General features: G+C 64.4%; 26 protein-coding genes. 10 read left to right on the top strand and 16 right to left on the bottom strand.

The window, feature by feature from the left end; all coding sequences use genetic code 11:
* Positions 1–11: 11 nt before the first annotated feature.
* From R2N16_RS08455 to R2N16_RS08430, 6 genes are all read right to left on the bottom strand, one after another.
* The gene (locus R2N16_RS08455) at positions 12–998 is read right to left on the bottom strand and encodes a sulfonate ABC transporter substrate-binding protein (RefSeq protein WP_316665185.1); all 987 of its coding nucleotides are present in this window, start codon (positions 996–998) and stop codon (positions 12–14) included.
* 97 nt (positions 999–1,095) lie between these two features.
* Positions 1,096–1,389: a DUF971 domain-containing protein gene (locus R2N16_RS08450; protein ID WP_316665184.1), complete on the bottom strand. Its 294-nt coding sequence runs from the start codon at positions 1,387–1,389 to the stop codon at positions 1,096–1,098.
* On the bottom strand, positions 1,376–2,335 hold the full coding sequence (locus tag R2N16_RS08445) for a HEAT repeat domain-containing protein (protein WP_316665183.1): 960 nt from the start codon (positions 2,333–2,335) through the stop codon (positions 1,376–1,378). The genes R2N16_RS08450 and R2N16_RS08445 overlap by 14 nt, the downstream gene beginning before the upstream one ends.
* Before the next feature lie 7 nt (positions 2,336–2,342).
* On the bottom strand, positions 2,343–2,588 hold the full coding sequence (locus tag R2N16_RS08440) for a 4Fe-4S dicluster domain-containing protein (protein ID WP_316665411.1): 246 nt from the start codon (positions 2,586–2,588) through the stop codon (positions 2,343–2,345).
* A 20-nt stretch (positions 2,589–2,608) separates the two neighbouring features.
* Complete coding sequence (locus R2N16_RS08435; RefSeq protein WP_316665182.1) at positions 2,609–4,333, bottom strand: fumarate reductase/succinate dehydrogenase flavoprotein subunit; 1,725 nt, start codon at positions 4,331–4,333, stop codon at positions 2,609–2,611.
* Entirely contained in the window at positions 4,330–5,115 is a 786-nt protein-coding gene (locus R2N16_RS08430; RefSeq protein ID WP_316665181.1) for a GntR family transcriptional regulator, read from the bottom strand. Before R2N16_RS08430 ends, R2N16_RS08435 begins: the two co-directional genes overlap by 4 nt.
* Before the next feature lie 188 nt (positions 5,116–5,303).
* Here R2N16_RS08430 and R2N16_RS08425 point away from each other — a divergent pair, with 188 nt between their 5' ends.
* From R2N16_RS08425 to R2N16_RS08390, 8 genes are all read left to right on the top strand, one after another.
* Positions 5,304–5,558: a hypothetical protein gene (locus R2N16_RS08425; protein WP_316665180.1), complete on the top strand. Its 255-nt coding sequence runs from the start codon at positions 5,304–5,306 to the stop codon at positions 5,556–5,558.
* A gap of 201 nt (positions 5,559–5,759) precedes the next feature.
* A complete protein-coding gene (locus R2N16_RS08420; RefSeq protein WP_316665179.1) occupies positions 5,760–6,746 on the top strand; it encodes an ABC transporter substrate-binding protein in 987 nt (328 codons plus the stop codon).
* 103 nt (positions 6,747–6,849) lie between these two features.
* Positions 6,850–8,427 carry a sugar ABC transporter ATP-binding protein gene (locus R2N16_RS08415; RefSeq protein WP_316665178.1) on the top strand — a complete coding sequence of 526 codons (1,578 nt, stop codon included), beginning with the start codon at positions 6,850–6,852 and terminating at the stop codon, positions 8,425–8,427.
* Complete coding sequence (locus tag R2N16_RS08410; RefSeq protein ID WP_316665177.1) at positions 8,424–9,473, top strand: ABC transporter permease; 1,050 nt, start codon at positions 8,424–8,426, stop codon at positions 9,471–9,473. The genes R2N16_RS08415 and R2N16_RS08410 overlap by 4 nt, the downstream gene beginning before the upstream one ends.
* A complete protein-coding gene (yjfF, locus tag R2N16_RS08405; RefSeq protein WP_316665176.1) occupies positions 9,470–10,543 on the top strand; it encodes a galactofuranose ABC transporter, permease protein YjfF in 1,074 nt (357 codons plus the stop codon). Before R2N16_RS08410 ends, yjfF begins: the two co-directional genes overlap by 4 nt.
* A 227-nt stretch (positions 10,544–10,770) precedes the next feature.
* Positions 10,771–12,345: a methyl-accepting chemotaxis protein gene (locus tag R2N16_RS08400; RefSeq protein ID WP_316665175.1), complete on the top strand. Its 1,575-nt coding sequence runs from the start codon at positions 10,771–10,773 to the stop codon at positions 12,343–12,345.
* A 109-nt stretch (positions 12,346–12,454) separates the two neighbouring features.
* Complete coding sequence (locus R2N16_RS08395) at positions 12,455–13,429, top strand: bifunctional helix-turn-helix transcriptional regulator/GNAT family N-acetyltransferase (protein ID WP_316665174.1); 975 nt, start codon at positions 12,455–12,457, stop codon at positions 13,427–13,429.
* A gap of 35 nt (positions 13,430–13,464) precedes the next feature.
* A complete protein-coding gene (locus R2N16_RS08390) occupies positions 13,465–14,274 on the top strand; it encodes an arylamine N-acetyltransferase family protein (RefSeq protein WP_316665173.1) in 810 nt (269 codons plus the stop codon).
* A gap of 130 nt (positions 14,275–14,404) precedes the next feature.
* Here the strand turns inward: R2N16_RS08390 and R2N16_RS08385 are convergent, their stop codons facing one another.
* Positions 14,405–14,680 (bottom strand): hypothetical protein, encoded by a 276-nt coding sequence (locus R2N16_RS08385; RefSeq protein ID WP_316665172.1) that lies wholly within the window; start codon positions 14,678–14,680, stop codon positions 14,405–14,407.
* 577 nt (positions 14,681–15,257) lie between these two features.
* Between R2N16_RS08385 and R2N16_RS25500 the strand changes: the two genes are divergently transcribed.
* The gene (locus R2N16_RS25500; RefSeq protein WP_428984103.1) at positions 15,258–15,668 is read left to right on the top strand and encodes a Rossmann-fold NAD(P)-binding domain-containing protein; all 411 of its coding nucleotides are present in this window, start codon (positions 15,258–15,260) and stop codon (positions 15,666–15,668) included.
* Here R2N16_RS25500 and R2N16_RS08375 read toward each other — a convergent pair.
* The 7 genes from R2N16_RS08375 to R2N16_RS08345 all read right to left on the bottom strand — a co-directional run bounded on the left by R2N16_RS08375 (position 15,590) and on the right by R2N16_RS08345 (position 22,697).
* Complete coding sequence (locus tag R2N16_RS08375) at positions 15,590–15,916, bottom strand: hypothetical protein (protein WP_316665171.1); 327 nt, start codon at positions 15,914–15,916, stop codon at positions 15,590–15,592. The genes R2N16_RS25500 and R2N16_RS08375 overlap by 79 nt on opposite strands.
* A 238-nt stretch (positions 15,917–16,154) precedes the next feature.
* Complete coding sequence (locus tag R2N16_RS08370; RefSeq protein ID WP_316665170.1) at positions 16,155–17,327, bottom strand: aminotransferase-like domain-containing protein; 1,173 nt, start codon at positions 17,325–17,327, stop codon at positions 16,155–16,157.
* 4 nt (positions 17,328–17,331) lie between these two features.
* Entirely contained in the window at positions 17,332–18,921 is a 1,590-nt protein-coding gene (locus R2N16_RS08365; RefSeq protein ID WP_316665169.1) for a class I tRNA ligase family protein, read from the bottom strand.
* A gap of 10 nt (positions 18,922–18,931) precedes the next feature.
* Entirely contained in the window at positions 18,932–19,261 is a 330-nt protein-coding gene (locus R2N16_RS08360) for a cupin domain-containing protein (protein ID WP_316665168.1), read from the bottom strand.
* Positions 19,262–19,287: 26 nt separating this feature from the next.
* The gene (locus R2N16_RS08355) at positions 19,288–20,067 is read right to left on the bottom strand and encodes a phytanoyl-CoA dioxygenase family protein (RefSeq protein WP_316665167.1); all 780 of its coding nucleotides are present in this window, start codon (positions 20,065–20,067) and stop codon (positions 19,288–19,290) included.
* Between the two features lie 39 nt (positions 20,068–20,106).
* Positions 20,107–21,363, bottom strand: coding sequence for an MFS transporter (locus R2N16_RS08350; RefSeq protein ID WP_316665166.1), 1,257 nt, complete (start codon positions 21,361–21,363; stop codon positions 20,107–20,109).
* On the bottom strand, positions 21,360–22,697 hold the full coding sequence (locus R2N16_RS08345) for a lysine N(6)-hydroxylase/L-ornithine N(5)-oxygenase family protein (RefSeq protein WP_316665165.1): 1,338 nt from the start codon (positions 22,695–22,697) through the stop codon (positions 21,360–21,362). The genes R2N16_RS08350 and R2N16_RS08345 overlap by 4 nt, the downstream gene beginning before the upstream one ends.
* A gap of 869 nt (positions 22,698–23,566) precedes the next feature.
* On the opposite strand from R2N16_RS08345, the gene R2N16_RS08340 reads away from it, so the two are divergent.
* Positions 23,567–24,763, top strand: a complete 1,197-nt coding sequence (locus R2N16_RS08340) for a cytochrome P450 (protein ID WP_316665164.1) — start codon at positions 23,567–23,569, stop codon at positions 24,761–24,763.
* A gap of 58 nt (positions 24,764–24,821) precedes the next feature.
* Here R2N16_RS08340 and R2N16_RS08335 read toward each other — a convergent pair whose 3' ends face one another.
* Positions 24,822–25,136 (bottom strand): hypothetical protein, encoded by a 315-nt coding sequence (locus R2N16_RS08335; protein WP_316665163.1) that lies wholly within the window; start codon positions 25,134–25,136, stop codon positions 24,822–24,824.
* A gap of 187 nt (positions 25,137–25,323) precedes the next feature.
* On the bottom strand, positions 25,324–26,448 hold the full coding sequence (locus R2N16_RS08330; RefSeq protein WP_316665162.1) for an aminotransferase class I/II-fold pyridoxal phosphate-dependent enzyme: 1,125 nt from the start codon (positions 26,446–26,448) through the stop codon (positions 25,324–25,326).

Raw genomic sequence — 26,448 nt, 5'->3', positions numbered from 1 at the left:
CCGTCGGCGACTCACAACCCCGCCACCGGGAAGCTCGCTTGCCAGACCGCGTCCTGCACGTTCACGGCCTTCGGGATCAGCTTGTGCTGCAGGAACAGGTCAGCAATCTGCTGCTGCGAGGCCACGATCTGTGGCGTGACTGGCGTGACGCCGTAGGGCACGCGCCGCAGCCAGGTTTCCACAACGGGTTGCTCGATGCCGAGCTTGGGCGCCAGCAGGGCCGCGGTTTCCTGCGGGTGCTGATTCACCCACTGCCCGGTCGTGCGCAGTTGCGCCAGGATGGCGTTGACCGCGCGCGGATGTGCCTTCACGAATTCCGGCGTGGCTTCGTAGAAGTTGAACACCGGCAAGTCGCTGAAATCGCCTAGGGTGCGCGTCTTCAACGCCTTCTGTGCCAGCGCGTAGTACGGGTCCCACACCACCCAGGCATCGACTGCGCCGCTCTCGAACGCGGCCCGCGCCTCGGCAGGCGGCAGGTAGATCGGCTGGACATCGTGCACCGTGAGGTTGGCGCGCCGGAGCAACTGCACCAGCAGGTAGTTGGAACTGGAGCCTTTCTGCAGCGCGATGCGCTTGCCTTTCAGGTCTGCCACGCTGTGCGCGGGTGAGCTGTCCAGCACGAAAAGCGCCTCGTTGGTCTTGCCGCCCGGCTCGGCACCCACATAGACGAGGCGCGCGCCTGCGGCCTGCGCAAACACCGCCGGCGGCGCGCCGGTATAGCCGAAGTCAATGCTGCCGGTGTTGAGCGCTTCAAGCAATTGGGGCCCGGCCGGGAATTCCTTCCACTCGACCTTGTAGCCAAGCTCGGCCAGGGGCTTGTCGAGCGCACCCTGCGTTTTCAGCACGGCCAGCAGACCGGCTTTCTGGAAGCCGATGCGCACGGTGGCCGGGTCGGCTGCCTGTGTCAGGGTCGTAGACAGCGCCATGCCGGCGCCAAGCAATGCGGCAAGCCAGCGTCGGCGGCCAGATGGGGCGGTGTGGGGCGAATTTCGTTGCATGGTTCCTCCTGCGTCGTCTGTGTTGTGCGGGTGATGCTACGGACCGCGCACGCGCGAAGGAACGAACAAGATTGCATGTGCATAGACGTCGCCAGCGTCAGCCTGCCGCCGCGGTTGCGGCAAGCTCCGCCAGATACGCCCACGGATAGATGCCGCGCGCGTGCCCATCGCTGAACACCAGTTGCACGCCGTAACCGGCGGGCTCGATGGTGGTGACGCGCACGTCGGCCGCCACATTGATCGGCGTGCCGTGATGACGCTTGAACTGGCACGCGGCGCAGCGGCACGCCTCGCGCAACGTCACGTGGCTGAACGTGACAACGGCCTCTGCCCAGTGCAGCCGCAGCCGGCCTTGTGCGGTGTCGTTGTCGATGCGCTCAGGTGCCTGCATGGGCGCCCTCGATTTGTGCCCGTGCGATCCGCACCGCCTTGACGACTTCCGGGTCGCCATCGGTTTCCGCGTTGCGCAAGGCGGGCAGGGCGGCGGCGTCGCCGGTTTCGCCCAATGCGAGCGCTGCCTCCTTGCGCAGATTGCTGATGGGGTGCGTGAGCAATGCGGCGAGCGCATCGACGGCATGCGCAGCGCGCCACCGGCCAAGCGCGCGTGCGGCTTGCAGGCGGACCTGCCAATACGCATCAGCCAGTGCTTCGACCAACGCTTGCGTGACGTGCGAGTCGGGAGCAAGCGCGCGCAGCTTGCCGAGCGTGCTGGCGCTTTCCTCGCGCACGCGCCAGGCGGTGTCGTGCAGCCCATCGAGCAGCGCGGGCAGGACGGCGGCATCGGTGGCGAGGCCGAGGGCGCCCACTGCGGCGCGGCGCACGTCGACATCTGCGTCATGACGCGCACGCTCTGCCAATGCGGGCAGTGCGCCCACATGCTTGCGCCAGCCGAGCACCGCAACGGCTTCACGGCGCACGGCGGCATCGGTGTCCTGCAAGGCGCGCAGCGCGGGCGCTTCGCTCTCGGGCACGCGCAGTTCACGCAGGCCGCGCAACGCGGCGGCGCGCACAAAGGCGCTCATATGATCGACGTAAGGCAACAGCGCAGGGGCAGAGTCGGGCGATTTCAAATCCCCCAGGCCGAGTGCAGCCGCCTCACGCACGGCGGCATCAACGTCTTCCAACGCGCGGGCGAGTGCGGCCACCGTATCCGGCTGCTCCCACGTCGCAAGGATGCGCGCGGCTTCCAGGCGCACCTCCGGCGCCGGGTCGTGTGCAAGCAGTGCAATCACGTCGGGAAGCGCGTCGGCATCTTCCGCATCGGCAAGCTGTAGGAGCGCGACGCGGCGGGTGGCGGCATCCGTGTCGCGCAGGCGGGCCAGGAGTGTTGTCGTCATTGCCACCTCAACGCAGCAGGTAGGGGATGTCGACCTTGACCGCGCCGGTCGGGCAGTCCTGCTCGCAGGGCATGCAGTACCAGCATTCGTCGAATTGCATGAAGGCCTTGCCCTTGGTCAGGTCAATGGCGAGCAGATCGAGCGGGCACACGTCCACACACACGGTGCAGCCCTTGTCGGCAATGCACTTGGCTTCGTCGATGGTGACGGGTGCGCTGCTGCGCGAGGTGATGTCGTGGGGCGTGTGGGTCAAAGGAATGGTCTGGAGCATGGTCATGCGGCCTTCGGAATGCGCATGTGCGCGTAGGAATCGGTGCCGAGTACATCGACAGGGATGACGTACGGCTCAACCGCCTGCTTGCGGCTGGCCATCGCGCCGTGCGCATCCTTGTACAAGCGCGTGTGGCAGAACCAGTTGGCGTCGTCGCATTCGGGGTAATCCACGCGGTGGTGGTACAGGCCCCAGCGGCTCTCGGTGCGAAAGAGCGAGGCGCGTGCGGCCATCTCTGCGCAATCGCGGATGAAGCCGACTTCCATCGCACGCATCAGCTCGTGCGGGTTGCGCGCGTGCAGGTGCGTAATGTCTTCGGCAATCTCGTTGAAGCGGCGCAGGCCGATCTCCATCTTGCGCGTGACCTTGGGCGGCTGCAGGTAGTCGTTGACCATGCGGCGCAGCTTGTATTCGACCTGCGCGGGGGCGAGGCCGTGGTCGCGTTGCAGCGGCGCAAAGATGCGCGCCCGCTCGCGGGCGATCTGCTCGTCGTTGATGCGCGCGTCGCCTTGCCGGCCGGCAATGTAGTCCGCCGCGTTCTGCCCAGCAAACCAGCCATACGTGAATGCGCCGAGCATGTAGTTGTGCGGAACGGCGGCCATGTCGCCGGCGGCGTAGAGCCCGCGCACCGTCGTCTGCGCACGCGCATCCACGTGTACGCCCGAGGCGCTGTGCCCGCTGCAGAAGCCGATTTCCGAGATGTGCATCTCCACCATCTGCGTGCGGTAGTCGGTGCCGCGCCCGGCGTGAAAGCGGCCGCGGCTGGGGCGCTCGTTGGTGTGCAGGATGGTCTCGATGGTCTGGATGGTTTCTTCGGCCAGGTGGTCGAGCTTGAGGAACACCGGGCCCTTTCCGCCCTGCAGCTCCTGGTAAAACTCCCACATCATCTGGCCGCTCCAGTAGTCGCACTGGATGAAGCGCTCGCCGCGCGCGTTGGCCGTGTAGCCGCCGAGCGGGCCAGTCACGTACGCGCAGGCGGGGCCGTTGTAATCCTTGATGAGCGGGTTGATCTGGAAGCATTCCAGGTTGGAAAGCTCGGCGCCCGCGTGATACGCCATCGCATAGCCATCGCCTGCATTGGTGGGGTTCTCGTACGTGCCCATCAGGTAGCCGGACGAGGGCAAACCAAGCCGACCGGCTGCGCCGCAGCTCAGCACCACGGCCTTGGCGCGCACCACGAGGAAATCCGCCGTGCGGCAATCGAAGCCGAGCACGCCGCAGGCTGTGCCATCGGCATCCGTCAGCACACGTGTAACGACGATGCGGTTGGTGATCTCCACCCGCGCACGCTTGAGCTGCCGATACAGCACCTTCTTGATGTCGTGCCCCTCCGGCATCGGCAGCACGTAGCTGCCCATGTGATGGACCTTCTTGACGGCGTAGTCGCCGGTTTCGTCTTTCTCGAACTTCACGCCCCAGCGGTCGAGCTGTTCGATGGTGGCAAAGCTATGCTGGGCATACGCATACACGGCCGATTGATCGACGATGCCATCGTTGGCCAGCGTGATCTCGCGCGTGTATTGCTCCGGCGTGGCATGCCCCGGAATGACGGCGTTGTTCAGCCCGTCCATGCCCATCGAGATGGCGCCGCTGCGCTTCACGTGCGCCTTGTCGATCAGCAGCACGCGCAGGGCGGGGTTGCGTTCTTTTGCCTTGATGGCGGCCATCGGGCCGGCCGTACCGCCGCCCACTACGACGAGGTCGTATTCCAGTTCCAGCGTGTTCATGCGTGTTCCTGCAGGGGGAGAATCGATTGGGCAGCCGCCGCCACGTGCCGGTCCAGCCGAAGCCGGTACTGGAAGGCGTCGCCGCGAAAATAAAGACGTTCAAAGTCGATGGGCGCGCCCCGTGCGTCATGCGTCAGGCGCTCCACGCGCAGCAGCGCTGTGCCCGCACCCGTGTCGAGTGCTGCGGCAGTGGCGTGGTCAGCCAGTGCCGCGTCGATGGACAGCGTGGCGTGGCCCAGCGCCACACCCGCGTCCTGCTCCAGCACGAGAAACACGTCGCGCGTGACGAGGTCCGCCCGGCTAACGATGCAGCCCAGTGCTTCGGGCAGCCACGTCACCTCAAGCGACACCGGCAACTGGTCCAGCAACCGCACGCGATGCAATTCCGTGACGGGCGTACCTGGCGCCAGTTGCAGCGCCTGCGCCACGTCGGTCGGCGCAGAGACCGTCCGCAGTTTCAGCACGCGGTTGCGAATGGCGTGGCCTTGTGCCGACATCGCCTCGGCAAAGCCCTGCAGCGCCGTCACGTTCTGGAAGGCCTTCGGCTGGCTTACAAACGTGCCTTTCCCGTGGCGGCGGAAGATCAGCCCCTCGTTTTGCAGATCGGCCAGGGCCTGACGCACGGTGATGCGGCTGGCGTTGAACTGCTCGCCCAGCGCCGCTTCCGAAGGCAGGAGCGACGCCGGCGCGTAGCGGCCGCTGAGAATGCCCTCGCGCAGCGTGCCCTTGATCCGCTCATAGAGCGGCGGGGCCGGTTGGCGGTGCAGGGTAGGGGGTGTCATCGGTGGCGGAACTCGTCATAACAAGTGCGCCCAGTGTAAAAAGCAGACGTATGCAGCGGAACGAAGCTTTTTCGATATGCATGCTCGGTTTCTGACATGAGCCGCCGCTAGAGTTGCGAGAGTGCTTTGAGCCGCCCGCGCGCCTGCAAGACTTTTCTGCCGGCTTTGCCGACACGTTGCGGCAGACCATGCACGACGTCGACTTCGACTTCGACGGGCTCTCGTTTGGCCTGATGGAATACCTCGGCGAGGCGAGCAAGCAGCGGGGCAAGCAGCGCGTGCTTTACAACACCAACTCCCCTGCCGGCTGGAAAGAGCGCTATCTGGACGAGCCCGACTTCGAGATCGACCCACGCACCGCGCTGCAGGGGAACAGCGGCGTACGTCGGTCCTTGCCCTGCGCGATTTTGGTGCGCTGCACGATGCGCAAACGTCCTGTCTGATATCAAAACCGATATCGGTTGACCCCCAAAAAAACATTAGACGGTCATGTCAGGGTGTCCATACCATGGCTCACCACGAATCACCGGCAAGGGAAGACGGGCGCCCCATGCCGGGTTTGACTCGTGCCTCGCGTTGCAAAGACGACGTGCGCAGCCCCGGGGGCAGTCACCGGCTGCGTCCCACCATAACGGAGACAAACGATGCAAAAAACGAGCGCCGCGCGCGCCAGACGGACCGTATTGACCTTCCTGGCCACGGCGGGTGTGCTGCTGGCCACGGGCCTGACGACAGCGGCCCATGCGGCTGACAAGTCGTTCACCATGGGTTTTGCCCAGGTGGGCGCCGAGAGCGAATGGCGGACCGCCAATTCGGAGTCCATCAAATCGACGGCCAAGGCGCAGGGCGTGAACCTGAAGTTCTCGGACGCGCAGCAGAAGCAGGAAAACCAGATCAAGGCGATCCGCTCGTACATCGCGCAGAAGGTCGACGTCATTGCGTTCTCGCCGGTGGTGGAATCCGGCTGGGACACCGTGCTGCAAGAAGCCAAGGCCGCCAAGATTCCGGTCATCCTCACTGACCGCGGCGTCGACAGCAAAGACACCTCGCTCTACACCACGTTCATCGGGTCGGATTTCGTCGAGGAAGGCCGCAAGGCGGGCCGCTGGCTGGTCGACAACTACAAGGGCAAGGGCGATGTGAACATCGTCGAGCTGCAAGGCACCGTGGGTTCCGCCCCGGCCATCGACCGCAAGCGCGGCTTTGAAGAGATCATCAAGGCCGACCCGCGCTACAAGATCATCCGCTCGCAAACCGGCGACTTCACCCGCGCCAAGGGCAAGGAAGTGATGGAAGCCTTCCTGAAGGCCGAGGGCAAGAAGATCAACGTGCTGTTCGCGCACAACGACGACATGGCGATCGGTGCCATCCAGGCCATTGAAGAGGCGGGCCTCAAGCCGGGCAAGGACATCATCATCATCTCGATCGACGGCGTGAAGGGCGCGTTTGAAGCCATGATGGCCGGCAAGCTGAACGTGACGGTGGAATGCAGCCCGCTGCTCGGGCCGCAACTGATGGATACCGCGCGCGCCGTGCTGGCGGGCAAGACTGTGCCCAAGCGCATCGTCACCAAGGAAGGCATCTTCCCGATGGACGTGGCGGCCAAGGAGTTTCCGAACCGCAAGTACTGAGTACTGAGCTGCGTTCGCAGGCCCTTTGCTGAACCGGGGCATGCCGGCAGGGCGGGTGACGGTGACTCGCCTTGCCGGCATGCCTCATCAACAGGCGATATCCATGTCGGACCACGTTGATCATGCCGCCGCGTCCGAGGCACGTGGCGCACTGCTGCACATGCGCGGCATCTCCAAGAACTTTCCCGGCGTGCAGGCGCTGGCCGGGGTCGATTTCCGCATGTTTCCCGGTGAAGTGCATGCCTTGATGGGGCAGAACGGCGCTGGCAAATCGACGCTCATCAAGGTGCTGACCGGAGTGGAAGCGCCCGATGGGGGGCAGATCCTGCTGGGCGGTCAGCCCATCTCCCCAGGCTCGCCGCTGGAGGCGCAAAAGCTCGGTATCAGCACGGTGTATCAGGAGGTCAACCTCTGCCCCAATCTGACGGTGGCGGAGAACATCCATATCGGCCGCTTTCCCATGCGCCTGGGCAGCATCGATTGGCGCGCCACTAACCGCGCGGCGCAGGCACTGCTGGCCGATCTGAACATCCACATCGACGTGACGCTGCCGCTGTCGCTCTACCCGGTGGCCATTCAGCAGATGGTGGCGATTGCCCGCGCACTCTCCACGGAAGCCCGCATCCTGATCCTGGACGAGCCCACCTCCAGCCTGGACGACGACGAAGTGGCCCGCCTGTTTGCCGCCATCCGCACGCTCAAGGCGCGCGGCATGGCCGTGCTGTTCGTCACGCATTTTCTGGAGCAGACCTACGCCATTGCCGACCGCATCACGGTGCTGCGCAACGGCCGGCTGGAAGGCGAATACGCCGCGCGCGATCTGCCGCAACTGCAATTGATCAACAAGATGGTCGGGCGCGACATTGACGCGAGCCGCTTCGAGCGCACCGAAGTGCCGCCCGTGGACGACGCCGCGCCGGCATTCCTCAGTGCGCGCGGCATGGGCCGCCGCGGTGTGGTGCAGCCGTTGGATCTGGACGTCCGCCCCGGGCAGGTGCTGGGCCTGGGCGGGCTGCTGGGCTCGGGCCGCACCGAGACCGCGCGGCTGCTGTTCGGCGTTGACCGCAACGATGCGGGCTCGATCAACGTGCAGGGCCGGGCGCGTCAGTTCAGCTCCCCACGTGACGCCATCCGCCAGGGCATCGGCTTCTGCCCGGAAGACCGCAAGACCGAGGGCATCATTGCCGAGCTGTCGATTCGCGAGAACATCATCCTCGCGCTGCAGGCCAAGCGTGGGCTGTTCCGCTATCTGTCCAGGAAGCGCCAGCGCGAGATTGCCGACCAGTACATCGCCCAGCTCGGCATCAAGACGCCCGACGCTGAAAAGCCCATCGGCCAGCTCTCGGGCGGTAACCAGCAGAAAGCCGTGCTCGCGCGCTGGCTGGCGACCGACCCCGCCATGCTGATCCTGGACGAGCCCACGCGCGGCATCGACATTGCGGCCAAGCTCGACATCATGGACCTGGTGACCGCGCAGTGCCGCAAGGGCATGGCGATCCTGTTCATCTCCAGCGAGTTGCCGGAGGTGCTGCGCGTGAGCCACCGGCTGGCGATCCTGCGCGATCGCAAGAAGGTGGGCGAGCTTGCCGGCGCCGATGTCACCGAAGACAACCTGTGCCACGTGATTGCCGGCGGCGAGGTGCCCGCCAGCCAATCCACCACCACCGGAGGCGCCGCATGAATCCCGCCCGCCTGCGCGCACTCAGCGGCCACCGGTTGTTCTGGCCGTGCGTGACGCTACTGCTGCTGTGCTTGCTCAATGCGTGGTTCAACCCGCATTTCTTTCACCTCGATATCCGCAACGGGCACCTGTACGGCAGCCTGATCGACATCCTCAACCGTGCAGCGCCGCTGATGCTCGTATCGCTGGGCATGACGCTGGTGATTGCCGTGGGCGGCATCGACATTTCCGTCGGCGCGGTGGTGGCCATTTCCGGCGCCATTGCGGCATCGCTCATCGGCGGCACGCTGGTGGTGCAGAACGGCCTGCCCGTCTACGTGACCAAGGTGCCGCTGCTTTTGGCGCTGCTTGCCGCCGTGGGCGCGGCGCTGGTGTGTGGCTTGTGGAATGGGTTGCTGGTGGCGGGCGCTGGCATGCAGCCCATCATCGCCACGCTGATCCTGATGGTGGCCGGGCGCGGCGTGGCGCAGCTCATTACCGGCGGGCAGATCATCACCGTCTACTACGAGCCCTTCTTCTTCGTGGGCAATGGCTATCTGTTCGGGCTGCCGTTTGGGCTGTACATCGCAGCCGCTGTGCTGGGGCTTTTGCTCCTGTTGATGCATCGCACGGCGCTGGGCCTGTTTATCGAGGCAGTCGGCATCAACCCCGTGGCCGCACGGCTTGCGGGGCTGAACACCAAGGCGCTGCTGTTCGGCATCTATGGGTTCTGTGGTGCCATGGCTGGCGTTGCGGGGCTCATCATCTGCTCCAACGTCAAGAGCGCGGACGGCAACAACGCGGGGCTGCTGCTGGAGCTGGACGCCATCCTGGCCGTCACGCTGGGTGGCACCTCGCTCGCGGGCGGCAAGTTCAGCTTGTGGGGCAGCGTGATCGGCGCGCTCATCATCCAGACGCTCACCTATGCGATCTACTCGATGGGCGTGCCGCCCGAGATCAACCTGGTGGTGAAAGCCGTGGTGGTGTTTGCCGTGTGCCTGGCGCAGTCCGAAGCGTTTCGCAGCACGCTCTTTCAACGCCAAAGCCGTGCAGGGGCGCAGCCATGAGAATCAATCCGCGGCGCTTGCCGTTCTACGTCACGCTGTTCCTGTTCGCGTTGTTGTTCGGCTTCGGGTCTGTGACGTACACAGGCTTCTTCAGCGTGCAGGTGTTTCTCAATCTGTTGATCGACAACGCGTTCCTGATCGTCGTTGCCATCGGCATGACGTTCGTCATTCTGTCGGGCGGCATTGACCTATCCGTAGGGGCGGTGGTGGCGCTCACCACCATGATCTCCGCCGCGCTGGTCGAACATCATGGCTGGTCGATTGGCGTGGTGGTGCCGCTTGTGCTCGCTGTCGGGTGCCTGTTCGGCTTGATGATGGGCGTGCTGATCCAGGTGTTCCGCATTCAGCCGTTCATTGTCACGCTGGGCGGCATGTTCCTTGCGCGGGGGCTGTGCTACCTCATCAGCATTGATTCGATCAGCATTACGGACCCGATCTACACCGCGCTGTCGCAGCACAAGATTCTGGTGGGTGGCGGCAACTACGTGTCGCCGAGCGTGGTGATTGCGCTGGTGGTGTTTGCCGCAGCGGCGTGGCTGGCGCATTGCAGCCGCTTTGGCCGCACGGTCTACGCGCTGGGCGGCAATGAACGCTCCGCCTTGCTGATGGGCTTGCCGGTGGCACGCACGCGCATCCTCGTCTATGTGCTCAGTGGCTTCTGCTCGGCGCTGGGCGGCGTGCTGGTCACGTTCTACATGCTCTCCGGCTACGGGCTGCACGCACAAGGCATGGAGCTGGACGCCATTGCCGCCACGGTGGTCGGCGGCACGCTGCTCACAGGCGGTGTGGGGCTCATCAGCGGCAGCGTGGTGGGCGTGCTGTTGCTCGGCGTCATCCAGTCATTGATCACCTTTGACGGCACACTCAGCTCCTGGTGGGCGCGCATTGCCATTGGTGTGCTGCTGTGCCTGTTCTGCCTCATGCAGCGCTTTCTGGGCCGCGCACAGCGCGGGGCATCATTGCCGCCATCCAGCCCGCACAGGCCGGCGCAGCGGCCGAATGAAACGGCCAAGGACACCGCGGCCTCGGTCATCCTCATGCAGTCGCACGCCGTGCCCCCGTTCAACTAGGGGGCGTACGGCGCTGACTGCACAGTGTCGGTCCGTCGCGCGTACGGGCCGACCCTCCGATGCCTCTCTTCGCGCACCCGAATCGCGGCTGCATGCACCAATGCAAAGCGTATTGCGGGCACTTTCACTTACCCACTTAAGGTATTTCGCGGCCTACCGATATCCCTGTTTAGAACGACCAAGATTCCGGAGCGTGGGCCTTCGGACAAACAGTGCGGGGGGAAATCATGCCGTCTATCGTGCATTCGGTGCGCTTCAAGTTGCTCGGGGCTTTTGGTCTGTGTCTGGTGCTGCTGCTGGCCACAGGGGTGTTTGGGGTGCGCGGGCTGATGCGCCTGAATGCCAACATTGGCGACGCCTACACCGGCAACACGCTGCCCATTGCGCAGCTTGCCGAGCTTCGGACGGCGCAACTGGATATACGCCTGCAACTGCGCCGCGCGCAGGTCTTCAAGGATGATGCCGCGCAGGTCGCAACGGCCGTGCGCACCATGCGTGCCGATCTGGACCAGATCAACGACGCGTGGAAGCAGTACTACCCCGCCAGCGTGACGAGCGACCAGGAACGCGAGGTCGCCAGCAAGGTCAATGACGCCCTGCCGCAGTTCAACACCGCAACAAGCGAGGCGATTGAAGCGCTGCAGGCCGGCCACCATGACGCTGCCGCGCAAATCATCAACCGCCACGCCCGTTCCGGACAGGCTGTGAGCGATCTGCTGGCAAAAGACATTGCCATCAACATGGAGCAGGCCAAAACCTTCGTCGCCGACAGTGAAGCCACCTACCACTCCATCTTCATCGTGGCTGTTGTGCTCGTGTGCGCAGGGCTGGCAGTGGGCGTGGGCATGTGCTGGTATCTGCTGCGCGCGATCTCTCGCCCGCTCAACCGCGCGGTGGACGTTGCCAACCACATTGCCGGGGGGCAGTTGGAGAACAACATCGTGATCGACACGCAGGGCGAGTTTGGTGCGTTGCTGGCTGCACTGCGCACGATGGATCGGCAATTGGCCGAGACGGTGCGCGGCATCAAGGTATCGGCCGAATCCGTGACGGTGGCATCCAAGGAAATTGCGGCCGGCAATATCGACTTGTCTGCTCGCACGGAACAGCAGGCCGCTTCGCTTGAGGAGACCGCGTCGAGCATGACGCAGTTGACCGAGACCGTGAAGCAGAACGCCGAGAACGCCGCACAGGCCGACAGCCTGGCCTCGAGCGCCAGCACGATCGCGCAGGCCGGCAACGAGGCGGTGCAGGCCATGGTCGGCACGATTGACCAGATCAGCAGCAGCTCGGGCAAGATCTCCGAGATCACGGGGCTGATCGAGGGCATCGCCTTCCAGACCAACATCCTCGCGCTGAATGCCGCTGTGGAAGCCGCGCGCGCCGGTGAGCAGGGCAGGGGCTTTGCTGTTGTTGCCAGCGAGGTGCGCACGCTGGCCCAGCGCTCGGCCTCTGCCGCCAAGGAGATCAAGGGGCTGATTGGCGCCTCCGTTGCGGTGGTGCAGGCAGGCTCGCAGCAGGCCGCCGCAGTGGGCGAGACCATGAGCGAAGTGAAGGACGCCATCCGCCGCGTGTCGGAGATCGTGGCCGAGATTGCTGCCGCCTCCGCCGAGCAAAGCCGGGGCATCGAGCAGGTCAACCAGGCCGTCACGCAGATGGACGAAGTCACGCAGCAGAAGGCCGCGCTGGTCGAGGAGGCTGCGGCGGCAGCGCAATCGCTGGAAGAGCAGGCGACGACCCTGCGGCGCGCGGTGTCGGTGTTCCGGCTACCGGACGGGTCGGGGCGGCCTGCGTTTGCCTGAGCGCCTGCTACAGGCGCGTTAGGCGCTGTCCGCCACGACAGTGCCGGCCTTGAAAAGGTTGTTTCGTGCAACTATATTTGGTTGCGCGAAACAACTAATTGAGGCCGGCATGGATTTCATAGAAGCGCCCACGCAATCACGCGAACAAACGATCCGCGAGTTGCGAGAGGTCTCGCGCAAGCTCGTTCGTGAACTCGGCTTCATGCGCAACACGCTGGCCGAGAGCGACCTGCCACCCTCTGCGGTGCACGCGATTCTGGAGATTGCCGGGGCGCCCGGCATCCAGGCGCGCGACTTGGCCGAACGCTTGCGGCTGGACAAATCGAGCACCAGCCGCCAGGTCACCCGGCTTGAATCGGCGGGGCTTGTCGAACGCCGCACCTGCGCCGACGACGCCCGATCTTCCGAACTGCACCTCACCAAGGACGGCCAGCAACTGCGGCGCAAGATTGATGCATTTGCCTCCGACCAGGTATCCAACGCGCTGCGCCACCTGACCCCGGCAGACCAGCAACGGCTGGTCGCATCGCTGTCGCAATACGTCAGCGCGCTGGCCGATGACAACGACCACAAGCCCGCGCAACCCCCCGCCGATGCCGGCCCCCAGATCGTGCAAGGCTACGTGCCCGGCTGCATTGGCGATATCGCCAGCCTGCACGGCCGGTTCTACGCGCAGCACTGGGGGTTTGGCGTGTTCTTCGAGCGCCGCGTCGCCCAGGAGCTGGCCGACTTTGCGCAATCCCTGCCTGACGCCAACAAGGCGCTGTGGCTGTGTGTGGAAAACGGCCGCAGCCTTGCGTCGCTCGCGATTGACGGAAACTCGGACACGCGCGTTGCACACCTGCGCTGGTTCATCGTGGATGATTCACTGCGTGGCACCGGTGTTGGCCGTAAGCTCATGTCGCAAGCCATGCGCTTTGTCGACGAGCGCTTTGACGAGACCTACCTCAACACCTTCAAGGGCCTGGATGCCGCCCGCCACCTCTACGAATCGTTCGGCTTTGAACGCACGCATGAAGAAGCTGGCACGCAGTGGGGCAGCACCGTAACCGAACAGCAATTCCGCCGCCGCAGAAAGGGCTGACTTCGCCTCACCTCTGGCACACAAGGAGACCGCACGTGACATCGCAACTGAACCTGGACGCCTACTTCAACCGCATCCAGTGGGGCGGCAGCGTCCGCCCAAGCTACGACACGCTCGCGCAACTGGTGGGCGCGCACATGCGGCACATACCGTTTGAAAACCTCGATGTGCTGCTCGGGCGCGGCATCCGGATCGATCTGGAAAGCCTGCAGAACAAGCTCGTCCACGCACGCCGCGGCGGCTACTGCTTCGAGCACGCCACCTTGTTTGCAGCGGTGTTGGAGCAGCTTGGCTTTCAGCCCACGCGCCACTCCTCCCGCGTGGTACTGCTTGCCCCGCGCACCGAAGCACCCCGCACGCACATGTTCCTGACGGTGCCGCTGCCCGAAGGCACGTTCGTCGTCGACCCCGGCTTTGGCTCGCTGGCGCCGCGCGTGCCGGTGCCGCTGGATGGCACGCACGCCAACATCGATGGTGAACTGCACTGGATGGTGCGCGACGAAGACCGCTGGGTGCTGCGCGCCCAGGTGCGCAGCGACACGCCCGTCGACGCCTGGGTCACCACGCTGGAGCAGGACCACCCGATCGATTTCGAAATGGCGAACCACTACACGTCAACGTATCCGGCGTCGCCGTTTATGAACCGCATCCTGATGCGCTCGCTGACGGACGAAGGGCGCGTGACGGTGATGAATCGCGATGCCACGATCTGGCGTGGGAATACGCCGCACAGGTTCGAGTTGGAAGATCGGCGGGCGCTGCGTGGGCTGTTGATTGAGTACTTTGGGATTGATTTGCCGGAGGTGGAGGGGATGCGGGTGCCGGGGGTTCCCGAATGGACTTGATGGGAAGGTTGACGGTTGCTCAGCGCGCGGGGAGTCCAGAGAGATTGGTGAACCACTGATGTCTCCCCAGGATTATTTTTGGTGCTGACCAGCTTCCCCGCCCGTCCTCGGGGAAAGCAACTGCATCTTCTTATTTACCCCGCGCCCGTTCCAATTGCTTCAACAACTCCCAGCGGTACAAGTCCACCAGCACGCCCTCTAGCGTGGTCATCACATACACCCCTGTCACATCCAGAAAACAGGCCTGGTACTCAGGCGATTTCTCGCAGGCGTAGATCTGGAACTCCCACCGCAACAGCTTCGGGTCGAAGTACCGATGCGGTTTCATCCCCGACTGCGTCCGCCGGAGGAAGTCGCGCGCAGCCAGCGCACCTGTCAGGTATTCACGGTTGTTTTCGAGCGTCATCGCACACCTCCGTAATCGGCGCGGCGATGCATGCAAGGCAGGGTGGAAAAGGTCGCGGAGCAACGTCCGCAAGCGGCGGGGATAGCGTGAATCAGTAAAGCCATCGTCTTGCCCTCTAACTGGTTGAGTAGGGGAGCCGCCCACCGCGAGGGGTGGGCGGGCACACGGCAAGGTCTGCAATACCGATCAGAAATACCAAAGAACCGGCAGGGCCGAAGCCCTCCCTGCCGGGCCCGCCCATATAGGCGAACGACGGCACGCGAGGGCTATAACGGCACTCACGGGTATTTCTGTTTCGGGATTGCAGTCCCGGCTGCGCCTGGTTTGCGCGGGCGGGAGTGAGTTTATGGGCGCCGAGCTGCGGCGGCAAGTTGCGGTTTGTGGCGGTGACCGACTCGGAGCGCATCCGCGCAGCCCAAAACGCCGCGCGACGGGTTCGGGACTCGGTGCCCCGAGTGCCGAACCTCAAACGCCGAGCAAAAAGCCCGGCACGTCGAGTCCGGAGCCTCAACGGTCGAGTTCAGAACGCCAATCGCCGAGTTCATCACCTCGACCGCCAGCAAAAAGGCGTCATGTGTTGCTGAAAAAAACAGCAAGCGCGAGGCAAAAAGTGTCGCGCGCGGGGTTCAGAACCTCGCGCGCGGAGTTCAGAGCGCAGCGTCTCAAGATCAAAGGCCCGACCCCTTGCGGGAAAAAGCAGCAGCGGCAAAGCAAAAAGCCTTGCCAGCGCCTGTGCGGCCGGATGTTCGACGTTCTGTTCGTCAATACCGGCACGACGAATCCGGGCCCGACCCAGAGCATCGGTGAAGTCTCCACGGAGGATTTCGTGGCTCTGATGATGACCAATGCGCTCAGCCCGATGCGCGTGGCCGAACGCCTGGCGCAGGGAGCCGGGCAGCAGGCGCCGATTTACGCTTGCCACACCGCATACCCTTCTTCGCGCAATCCGATCGCCAACTCCACTTCCATCTCCCGTGCCGCCTCGTAGGGCATCGGGTTGAAGCACTCGTACAGCTCCGGGATCAGACGCAAGCCATACTCCCGCACAAACCGGTTCGCCTTCAGCCCCGCCTTGTGTTTGTCAAAGCGCACGTCCGGTGACTGTCCTGTCATGCCTACATAAACGCAAGGCTTGTCGCCGAGGTAATCGGGATTGGCTTTCACGAAGCGCGCTTCGGCCAGCACTTGCCGCGAGAGTTCGATGACGTAGACGTGGTGGTGGTGACGGCGTGGCATTGAAGGAGTCTTCGACAGCGAAGAAGCGGACTGTGAGCCTAGATCGTAGCGCCCGGGCGTTTCTTCTACCACTGCGCAGGCAGACGCTTCTGGTTAGCGCCCCCGATGCTGATTCTCGCGACAACGCGACAACGCGACAACGCGACAACCTTCGCGCATCGGCTGGATGCGCGATCGCCTTTTCGTCCATCGCCGCCGCCTTTAGCTGGTTGGGCTGAGTTTGTCCACAGCCCCCAGCTCAGACCGCTACTGCCCCGACAGCGATTTGCCTCGGCCCATAGAGCCGAGTATGCAACCCGTCCAGGTGTGCCAGCCCTTGTGCGATGCTGGACATCGGCAGGTAGCTGAAGCACAGCCGCACATGGTTGAGGCTGGCGGGGCCGTAGTGCCGGCCATGCACCAGGCGCACGTCGTGCTCGCGGCGCGCGGCGTCGATAAAGGCCTGCGCATCGGTGCCAGCCACCAGCCGAACCCAGAACGAGAACCCCCCGCGTGGCACGGGGTAATCGGGCTCGCAGAAGCGGCTGCCTTGAAGCAGTGTGTGCAGCGCATCGCGCTTTGCGCGGTAATGCAGGCGCAGCCGCGCGATATGCGTATCGAGCACGTCCGACTGCATCAGCCCTAGTACCACGTTGCTGACGATCGGGCTCACGCCGCCGTCGCACTTGAGACGCGCGAGTTGGCCGATGATGTCGGGCTCCGCCAGCACCCAGCCTACGCGCAGGCCCGGTCCAGCCACCTTCGAGATGCTGTGCACATTGATCACGTTGCCACCGGACGAAAGCCACTCGGCGGGGCCATCGTAGGGCAGTTCGGCGTAGACCAGATCCTGCACCAGCGGCACGCCGTGCTGCGCCAGCAGCGCCGCCACGCGGGCCATGTGTGCGCGTGGCATATGGCGGCCAGTCGGATTGTGGAAGGCAGGCGTGGTGTAGTACAGCTTGACGCGGTGCGTGTGGCGCAGGGCGGCTTCCAGTGCATCCAGGTCGACGCCGTCTGCGCCCATGCCGAGCTGCACGATGGTCGCCCCTGCCACCGAAAACGTGCGTAGCGCGCCCAGGTACGACGGGTCCTCGGTCAGCACGACGTCGCCAGGATCGAGGTACAGGTCAGCCAGCAGTTGCACCGCCTGCGAGGCCCCGTTGGTCAGGATCACCTGGTCGTGCCGCATGCCGTGGCGCAGTGCGATCTGCGTGCGCAGTTCCGGCAGGCCCAGCGCATCGGTGTATTGCGGGAGGTCGGCCGCCGATACGCCGGTGGTGGTGTCGAAGGCATCCGGCCAGGCAAGCTCTGCGAACAGGGCTGGGTCCGGCAGGCCGTAGGCGAAGTTGACGGCGTGCTTGCCACCCGAATAGTCGAACGCGGCAAAGTCCTGCGACAGGCGGCTGCGGTGCGAGGGGATCAGGTCCATGGGGTCAGGCAGGCATTGTCGCGGCGGCGTGGTCAGGGCGAAAGCGCTCGTAGTAGGCCGCGATGAAGCTGGCGGGCACCGGCGCACTGAAGTAGGGGAAGTCGACCCTGGCTTTGGGCAGGGCAGGCTGTACGGGGAACTCCTTGAGTGAGGGCTGCCACGCCGCGCCAAAGAAGTGCTGACCGTAGCGGATCGCTAGCGCCGGCACCACTGGATACAACAGGCTCAAGAACACCGACACGTGCTCCGCCTTCCATGCGCCTGTGCTCTCATGTGCCAAGTCCGACGCCTCGAAATACGCATCGATGGCGTCCAGCGCGTCCCAGAAGCGCACGCCTTCGATGGCACGTGCGTAGCGCTCGGTGATGTCGCGCAGGGTGGGCGAAAGGCCACTGGTATCCACCTGGCGAGCGCCCTCGGCGTTGCGGCGCAGTGCGTCTTCCCAGGCGCGCAGATGCGCTGCAGCGGCAATCAGGCCGTCGATCTGGAAATCGTTGTCGTTACCGCCAAACGGTTTGGCCACGCGCGCCAGTGCATAGCGCAGGACGCTGGGTTCCAGCTCGCGGGCCACCTCGTCGGCCCACAGCGCGTGGTTGCGGCTGGTGGAGAACTTCTCGCCTTCGAGCTTGTAGAAATCCTGGATCGAATGGTTATCAGGGATGGGGTAGCCGCGCGCGAGCAGGGCACTGCTCACGCCCACCGTGTAGTAGAAGCGGTTGTCCTGGCCCATGAAGAACAGCAGGTGCGTGTCGGGGTCGTGCAGCACGGCTTCTGCGTCCAGGCCGTCGCGGGCGCATTGCTCGCGGATGCCTGTGTCGTAACACCACAGGCCTTCGAACCAGGTGAGCAGCGTCTGACCCGCCACGGCTTCGGGCTGGTCGAGCACGACGCCGCGGTTGAAGTGGCGCGACATGGGCAGGGCATGGGCATCCCGAGCCAGCCAGCCGCACTCCTTGTTGCGGATCACCTCGGGCCATGCGCTCTGGGTGATGGCTTCGTCCAGCGCCTGCGCCAGCAGCGGCACGTTGAGCACCGCGTGGCGAATCGGCCGCAACTTGAGTGCGTTGCCGCACGTGGTGTGCCGCGCGTTGCGCAACGTGGCGTGTTGCACGGCCAAGCCGCAGTTTTCGCACAGGTTGCTGTCGGTGGGTGCGCCGCAAGCCGGGCAGTTGCCGGCGGCCAACGAGTCAGCGACGAACTCGTCGCAGTGCTCGCAGTAGAGCTGCACGCCGTCGCGCACTTCAACGTAGCCGGCGTCCTGCAACTGGCGGAAGATCGCCAGGGCGTTGTTCTTGTGGGCGGCACTGGAAGTGCGCACAAACACGTCGGGTGTTATCTGCAGCGCGCGCAGGCACTGCAGGATCTCATCAATGTGCATCTGTGCGACCTCGTCGACCGGGCGGCCGAGCTTGCGGGCCTTCACGAGGGTGTAGGTGCCGTGCTCGTCGGCGCCAGTGACGTGGTACGCCCGGTGGCCGGCCATGCGCTGGAAACGCACGAAAACGTCAGTCAGCAGGTAGACGCCGCCGATGTGGCCGAGGTGAAGCTTGCCATTGGGGCAGGGCGGTGCGGGGCAAACGAAGTAGGTGCGCATATCGGTCAGGTCAGTCCCACCAGATGGAGAGGAATTTGAGGCTGGCATCCGGGTCGGTATTGCGGATGGCGTGTTTCTGGTGCGGCGGCATGTAGAACAAGGTCGATGCGTCCACCAGACGGATCTGGCCGTCGGCCTCGAACTCGCCGCGGCCCGAGATGAGCACCCACAACTCGTGCTCGTGGTGCGCGTGCAGATCGACCGCGCCGCCCGGCACCACTTCCACCACCGACGTGCCGAACTGCGTGTGCAGGCCCTGCGGCAGGTGCTCCAGCAGGCGGCAGACCAGCACGCCGTACTCGGGCCGCATCATCGTGCGGTCGATCTGCTTCGTGTACACGTATGTGCTCTCCCGGCGTTGTCCGCTCAGTCGCGGTAGAAGATGCCGTTGGACACCTTCAGGTTATCCATGTCCGCCACCTTGCCTTCGGGCGGGTTGTAGGCGCGCTTCATGCGGTTGTATTCGGCGCGCGTAGGGCCGCCGGTGGAGGCGCGCTGAAACACCAGATACAGCGTGCGGCGTGAGCGGTCGCTTTTGTTGGGCTCCGAATAATGCGGCGCGTAGTCGTCGAAGATGAAGATGTCGCCGGCATTCCAGGGCGTCGGTTCCCACGTGAAGGTGTCTGCCACTTCGGGGTCGATCACGCCGCCCTTGTTCATCGGAAACACGCCTTCCTTGTGGCGGCCGGGCGTGAAGAAAAGGCCGCCGTTGTCGGGGTCGGAATCGTCGATGCCGATGGCGACCACGGCGTGCACCATCCGGTCCGGAATCTTGTGCGGGATGTGATAGATGTCCTGGTGCGGACGGTAGCCGCCGCTGTCGGGGTACTTGAAGATCAGCAGCTCCTTGAGCATGCGCGTGTCTTCGTCGAGCAGCGTCTCGACGGCGCTGCGGATGCGGCCATCGGCCAGCAGGGCTTCGCGCAGGGCATCGTTGTAGTCGAGAAAGTTCTCCACCTTGGAGACGATCTTGCGGTCTTCGTGGGTCTTCTCGAACCACATCATCCACTTGTCGTCGCTCACGTTCCAGCGGCCGACCTCGTCGACCAGGTTGGAGATGCGCTCGCGCGCGGCCGCGTCGAAGAAGCCTTCCAGCCTGAGATACCCGTCCTGGTGCCACTTTTCCTGTTGCGCTTCGGTCAGCATACGAAAACCCTCCTTGAGAAGAAAGACGAAGGCCGCGCGTCAGCGCACGGCCGGTGCGGCCGCCCGCACACGCAGCGTGGCCAGCAGCACGACATTGATGGCCACTGCGCCCAGTAGCGCGAGCAGCATGGCGTTGGGGCCTGAGCGGCGGATCAGGTGCCCGCCGATGAACGGAAACCCGAACAGCCCGATGAAGTACGCCAGCGTGAAGATCTGTGAGGTGACGGGCACCGACACGCCTTGTTCGCCAGCCAGGTTGACCGCCATGCCGTTGAGCGTGGAGTAGCTCAGCCCGTAGCCCGTGGCGAATACCACCGTGGCCGCCACGTACAGCAGCGTGCTGCCTGTGTTGGCGATGAACAGCGCCAGCGATGCGGCCGTCGCCACGAACAGCACCAGGGCCAGCCGCTGCACAGGCATGCGCCCCATCACGCGTGCCAGCGAGAAACGCAGTGCCACGCTGGTTGCCGTGAAGGCCAGGAAGAACAGATCGGGCCGCAGGTGGCGCGATTCGGCATACACGCTCTGATAGGTCGACAGCCCCGCAAAAATGCACGCGGCAAACACGATCATGGCGATGGGTGCGACGGTGCGCTCGCTCAGTAGCGCCAAGGTTTCACGCGCGGTGATGGCCACACGCGTCATCGGCAGGCCGGGTGCATGGGCCATGGCACGCCGCGCGGCTTCCACGCACATCGCCGCCACCACGCAGGCCGCCGCAAACATCACGTAGACGACCGCCACCGAGCCGGTGTATTGCGCCAGCAGGCGGCTGAGTGGCGTGGCCAGCCCTAGGCCCGCCATCTGCGCGCCCGACACGATGGTCAGGTATTGGATGCGCGCGGCCGGCCGCAAGTGGTGAATGATCTGCAGTGGCGCCAGGATGAAGAACACCGACCAGCCCACGCCTACCAGCATGCCGCCCACGTATGCCGCACGCGCATCGAATGCCACACTGGCAAAGCCCAGCATGGCCAGCGCCATGGCCAGCGATGCACCAGCGATGGTCGGCATCACGCCGATGCGCTGGGCCACCCACCCCGCCAGGCAGCAGCACACGATGGTGGCGACCATTCCGCTGGAGATGACGGCACCCGCTGCGGCGCTGTTCATGCCGTGCGCCTTGAGGTAGTCCGGTAACAAGAAGCTGGTGCCATAGGCAGCCGCAATTACGATCGACGCGATCAGGAACGGCACGAAGGCGCGCAGCTCGAGCGTGCCGGGCAGCAGGTCAGCATGTGGTGGCACCGTGCTGCCTGTCCGTTTGTGGAGGGCAGAGAGCGAGGCGGCGGTCATGCGATGGCCGCGTGGCGGCGCGGGTGCGAGATGGCCTCAAAGCCGAGGCTAAGGTCAACCTCGGCGGCGGCGTCATCGGCCTGGTCGAGGGCGCCGAGCAGCTGCTGGTCCGGTACGTCTGGATAGAACGCATGCCCGAGCAGGCTGTTGATGATGCGACTGTTGCGATACGCCACCAGCGAGAGGTTGACGCTCTGTAGCCCATGCTGCACGCGGCCCTGATTCTGCAGATAGACCGGACCGGGCATGCCCTGCTCGAAGCGCACGGCGTAGTCGTGGCCGAGGTCGGGCAGGCCGTCTTCCAAGCAGGCGCCGGCCAGCAGCGTTTGCAGGAAGGGCGGCGTGCGCGGTTGGAAGCCGGTTGCCAGCACGATGCGGTCGGCCTGGGTGCGGCTGCGGTGTGGCGTGGCGAGCGCGGTCAGCCCCACCTGCCAGCGTTCGTCGCGGCGGTTGATGTCTTCCATTGCCACGCCGGGCAGCAGGCGGAAGCTGCCGGCCAGCGTGCCGGCCACGCTGCGTTCGTACAGCACGTCGTACAGACGGTTGCATAGCTCGGCCGAGATGCCGTCGCTGGTGAGTTTCTCGGCCTCGACAATGGCGCGGCGCTGGCGGATCGGCAGGGTGTGGAAGCGCCGGTTGTAGCCCGGCATGTAGGCCTCGTTGACGAAGGCGTTATCGTCCATGGCAAACAGGTTGGCCCGCGAGGTGACCCACGTGATGCGCGCCGTCGGCGCATGCTCGAGCATGTGTTCGACCACCTCTGCGCCGCTTTGGCCGCCGCCCACCACCAGCACCTCCTCGCCCGCGCGTAGTGGTGGGCGATCGAGGTAGTCGGCCACGTGATAGACGGTGTCGCCAAGCCATGAGCGGGCGCAGGCCGGGATCTTCGGCTCCACGCCCACGCCCATCACGACGGCTCGCGCATGGTAGGTGCCGGCGCGCGTGCTGACGCGATAGCCGCCAGCCACGGGCACTATGTCGAGCACCTCCTCACCAAAGCGCAGCGTACCGAGCTGCTGCGCAACCCACTGGTAGTAGTCGGTGAACTCGCGCCGCGAGGTGGAGGCGCTGCGCTTGTTGACGAAGCTGTAGAGCCGCCGGTGCACCGCCAGGTAGTTGAGGAACGAGTAGGGGCTGGTCGGGTCGACCAGCGTGACGCAGTCCTTGAGCGGCGAGACCTGCAGCCGACCGTTAGGCAGCATCAGCCCCGGGTGCCAGCAGAAAGCGCCGCGCTTTTCTAGGAACAGTGCCCGCAGCGGTGTGGGCGCAATCAGTGCTGCCAGGCTGAGGTTGAACGGGCCGATCCCGATACCAATGACGTCCAGCATGTCCATGTGGGGCTTCCTGCGGGTCTGATGATGAGCGACGCCGACGGCTGCGCCGCTGCAAGGCGCAGCGGCGCAACGACGGTGGGCGAAAGACGAGATGCGTGGTGCGGTGAGGGTGCTTCGCGCGTTCAGGCCGGAGCACACCGGCCGCCATGCGGCGGGAGGTTGGTCATGACGGCCGCTGAATCAAACCGTGCTGGATGCGCGGCGCTGCCGGAGGGGGTTAAGGACTTCATGGGGATACTCACCTGTCGGGTGCGCTGTTTGAGGGACAACCGCCTCTGCTCGTGCGCGCTGTTCTTGCGCATCGCTTTTTGTTCGGACTGCCGCCAAAGTAGAAAACGCGTAAGCCGTCCGCAAGACAACGGCACCATGAAGATTTTTTCCGCCAGAGAAAAATTTGGCGCAGTTCCGTCGTTCGGTCTACACAGGACGGACAGGGTGCACAGGTGAAGCGCCGTGTTGGTCCGGCTTGGCCTATTCCCGACATTGCCGTGCAAATGAACCGTCAGTGCCGCAAATGATCGTAGGCTGAAATCCAATGACGTCGAAGATCTTCGCGGGTTGGCCGGCGTTGGTCTTTCGCATCCCGCGGTGGATTGCCAGAGTTGAGGTTTTTTGAACCAGGACGCGAGCGCATCGCCTATGCTCGTTGCCGGCTCAGAATCGGGGCGGATCAGAAGCGCGATGGCGTTGGATCCAATTTCGCCCTGGATCGGCCGCCTATTCCGTATGCCGATGACCGCATCGGCGGCGCGCACCGATTGCAAAGCTGGCGGATGGTTCCCGAATCTTCCTGATGCAGCCGGGGCGCGATTGGATGCCGATTGCGTAGACTGCAACCCTTCCCGTTCACCCGCCCCCGTCCTGGCTTTATGAAACTCGCCGATCTGTCCACCCCGTCATTCCTCGAGAACCCCTATCCCCTGTACGAGGCGCTTCGCGCGCAGGGCGCTTTCGTGCGCATCGGGCCGAATGCGGTGATGACGGGGCGCTACAGCATCGTCGATGCTCTGCTGCACAACCGGCAGATGGGTAAGAGTTACATGGAGAGCATACGTCTGCGGTACGGCGAGGAAGGCCCCAACATGCCGCTGTTCCAGGGGTTCAGCCGGATGTTCCTGATGCTCAATCCGCCCATGCATACGCGCTTGCGCGGCCTCATGATGCAGGCGTTCAACGCACGACAGATCGAAGCCATGCGCGAGGTCGCGACAGCCACCGCACATCGGTTGATCGACGGCTTTGTGCAGAGGGCATCGGCCGAACTGGTGGCGGAATTCGCGCATCCCCTTCCCGTGCGGATCATCTGCCAGATGATGGATATCAATGTCGACGATGCCATGGCGCTGGGAGTGGCGGTCAGCAAGCTCGCGAAGGTGTTCGATCCTTCGCCGATGAGCGCCGATGCGCTGGTTGAAACGAGCGCCGCCTACGAAGCGCTTGCGCAGTACTTCACGAAGGTGATCGAGGCCCGCCAGGGGCGACCCGGCACCGACCTGATTTCGATGCTGCTCGGTGCCGAGGAGGACGGCGAGAAGCTGACGCACGATGAAATCGTGTCCAACGTGATCCTGCTGTTCATCGCCGGTCACGAGACCACATCCAACATGATCGGCAATGCGCTGATCGCGCTCCATCGCAATCCGCAGCAGCTCGACCTGCTCAAGCGCGAGCCTTCGCGGATGCCGAACGCGATACTGGAGTGCCTGCGCTACGACGGGTCGGTGCAGGTCACGCTCCGCTCGGCGATGGAGGACGTCGAAGTCGAGGGCGAAGTGCTGCCGCGCGGCACGTCAGTGTTCCTGATGCTCGGTGCCGCCAATCGCGATCCGGCCCAGTTCACCGATCCGGACCAGCTCGACATCGGTCGGCAGCAAGGCCGACTGCAGACCTTTGGCGCGGGCATCCATCATTGTCTCGGGTATCGGCTTGCTTTGATCGAGCTTGAGTCTGCGCTGGGCGCGTTGTTCGAGCGTCTGCCGAATCTGAGCCTCACCAATCTTGATCAACTGAGCTGGAACCAGCGCGGTAACCTGCGCGGCGTCAACGCGCTGCTAGCGTCGTGGTAGGCCAAGCTTCGTCCGCCCCCCCCCAAGCAAGCGCTTTTGAGCAGGGCATCGTGAGGCATCAAAGCGGTCTACCTTGGCGAATGCGGTTTGCGAATGGATCTGCGTGGCTGATGAACGTATGCCCTTGGAAATAGTTGTAGCCGCAGCGCAGCACCCAAAAATCCGTCTTGGGGTACACCTCAAGCGGGTCGCCATTGCACGCTGAGACTCGCAATCGTTCGAGGCCTTCGAATTCCACCGCCCCCAGGTCCTTCGCCATAAAACGCGGATACTGCTTGCCCTTGACGAGGTACAGGCGCTCCGCGCCAGAAAGAAGGCCGATGATGCCAATCCCAAGCGGAATGACCGCTCTCAGCAATGCAGTGGTGTTCATTGATGCTGTCCAAGCCGTTCGGTGTTGGGACCAACTCGTCAACGACGAGTGGCAAGCGCGCGCTCGATCTTCTTTGCCGGTCTTGCATTGGCTCAAGGCATAGACCGGCCAGATGACGGCGGGAATCCAGCCAATCGGCATGGGCTTGCCCCTCGGACACAACCGAACGCGTGCTGCGCTTCGTCGCTTATGAGCAGACCGATAGCAACTGAGCCATCTGCTCAAGCCCTTGCTCGAGCTCCGCGAGCGAGACGCCGCCGGCGCCGAGCCTCAAGTGCTGAGGGCATGCGTAAGCAGTACCGGACATGACGAACGTGTTGAACGGCGGCGCAAGCAGCTTCTGTGCGAAGCTCTCAGCCGTGATCGGCAGATCGAGATGAGCGAGCCCGAGCAGGCCGGCGGCGGGCCGATGCCAATGCAGGGCCGGTTGCCCGGCGACGAATCGATCCAGCAGGTCGATGCGCGCTTGGCCGGTGGCACGCGAGCGCTCGACCCGGGCAGCGAATCGCTCGGGCCGCAGAGCGACTTCCGCAATGCGCTCGCCCATCACGTTCATGATTTCGCTCGTGTTCTCCCGCAACACCATCGCGTCCGCAATGAGCTTGCGATCGGGCGTCACCATCCAGCCCGTGCGCAGCCCTTGCAAGCCCAGAAGTTTTGAAACGCTGCCCGTGCTGACGCCTCGCTCGTACATCGTGGCAACGCGTGGTGTTTCCACCTCGGTCCACTCGAGCCCGCGATACACCTCGTCAGACACAACGTACGCCCCTACACGGTCGGCGGCAGCGATGATCCGGCGCAGCGTGGCTTCATCCTCGACTCGCCCGGTGGGATTGTTCGGATTGCAGATGAAGATGAGCTTCGTCTTGGGTGTAACGAGCGCCTCGAGTTGATCGACGTCGAGCGCCCATCCCAATGCCTCGTTGCGCGGCACGAGCTTCGGCGTGGCCCCGATCTGCCGGGCAAGAACAAGCGGCTGTTGCCATCCGGGGGCGTCGATGATGAATTCGTCTCCGGGGCTGAGTAGCTGGGTGAGGGCCAGGTAGTTCGCCTCTTGAGCACCTGCCGTGATAAGCACGTCTTGCACGCTGCACGCGCTGCGGTAGCCATAACGATCGAGAACTTGTTCACGCAGCCCCAGCGCTCCCTGGTAGTCCTCGCTCGACCAGTCGAGCGGCAGATCCGGGTCGAGGTCGCCCAGGAATTCCCCAAGCAACGGCGATGGTGAGAGGGAGAACGTGACGCACGCCTGCGGCTTTGCACGATGTGCGGTGAGCCACTGTTCCCAGAAGCTGTTAGACGGTACGGGCAT

It is taken from the genome of Ralstonia psammae, assembly GCF_958405935.1.
GTDB classification, from domain to species: domain Bacteria; phylum Pseudomonadota; class Gammaproteobacteria; order Burkholderiales; family Burkholderiaceae; genus Ralstonia; species Ralstonia psammae.
This window is presented reverse-complemented; position numbering and strand designations above follow the sequence as displayed.